This window comes from Kitasatospora sp. NPDC004799, assembly GCF_040609095.1.
Taxonomy (GTDB): domain Bacteria; phylum Actinomycetota; class Actinomycetes; order Streptomycetales; family Streptomycetaceae; genus Kitasatospora.
Genome location: NZ_JBEXJK010000844.1, coordinates 1 through 1,050, shown reverse-complemented (window position 1 = coordinate 1,050; position 1,050 = coordinate 1). Strand labels below are relative to the sequence as shown.

The 1,050-nt window shown below is 75.5% G+C and carries 1 protein-coding gene; it reads left to right on the top strand.

Annotation, left to right across the window (positions count from 1 at the left end; all coding sequences use genetic code 11):
- Positions 1–769, top strand: a 769-nt coding sequence (locus ABZW03_RS41235) for a PP2C family protein-serine/threonine phosphatase (RefSeq protein ID WP_355270057.1), incomplete at its 5' end; no start/stop codon positions are given.
- Positions 770–1,050 lie beyond the last annotated feature (281 nt).

Here is a 1,050-nt window from a genome sequence, read left to right as displayed (position 1 = left end):
GCGGCGCGCGGCGGCCTTCGCGGCCGTCAGCTCCGTCGCCGAGGCCGCCCAGCGGGCGCTGCTGCAGCTGCCGGGGCCGACCGTCGGGCCGCTGCGGCTCGCGGTGCGGTACGTGTCGGCGGCGGACGCCTCACAGATCGGCGGGGACCTGTACTCGGTGCTGGAGACGCCGCACGGGACCAGGGTCGCGGTCGGGGACGTCCGGGGCAAGGGGCTGGCGGCGGTGCAGACCGCGGCCGTGGTGCTGGGCGCGTTCCGCGAGGCGGCGTACGACGAGGCGGGGCTGCGGGGCGTCGCGGCGCGGATCGAGGCCAGCGTCGAACGGCACGTGCCGGACGGCGAGTTCACCACGGCGCTGTTCGCGGAGTTCCGTACGCCGGGGGAGATGGAGCTGCTGCAGTACGGGCACGTGCCGCCGATCCGGGTGGACGGCGAGGGGCGGGCGCACGTGCTGCACGCGCCCGACCCGTGGGTGCCGCTGGGGCTCGGCCGGCTGGCGGCGGGGGAGCCGACCACCTGGGGGCAGCCGCTCGGGGCCGACGACGTGCTGGTGCTCTGCACGGACGGGGTGATCGAGGCGCGGCACCGGACGAGCGGGGAGTTCTACCCGCTGGCGGAGCGGGTCGGGGCGCTGGTGCGGGGAGCTGCGCGCTCGGCGGGGGAGTTGGAGGCGGCGGTGGGGCGGGTGTACGCGGATCTGCTGGCGCATACGGGTGGGGAGTTGAGGGATGACGCTTTGTTGTTGTTGATTGCGCGGACGGATGGGTGAGGGGCGCTGCGCGGGGCTGGGGTGGGGGGTGGCTCTCGGGAGGGTGGGTGGCGGGGCGGCTCCGGGGGTGGGTGCTGCGGGGGCTGGATGATTTTCAGACTGCCGGATCTGTAGGAGGGGCGCCGGTCGCCGTTGGCAGTCTGAAAATCACCCGCAACGCCCCTCTCCGCACCCACCCCCTGCGCCGCCCCTCCCGCAGCGCGTCCCTCTCGCGGTGGGAGGGGAGGGGTGGGTGGGTGGTTGGGGGCGGTGGGTGGGTGCGGGGGTGCGCTCCTCTTGTT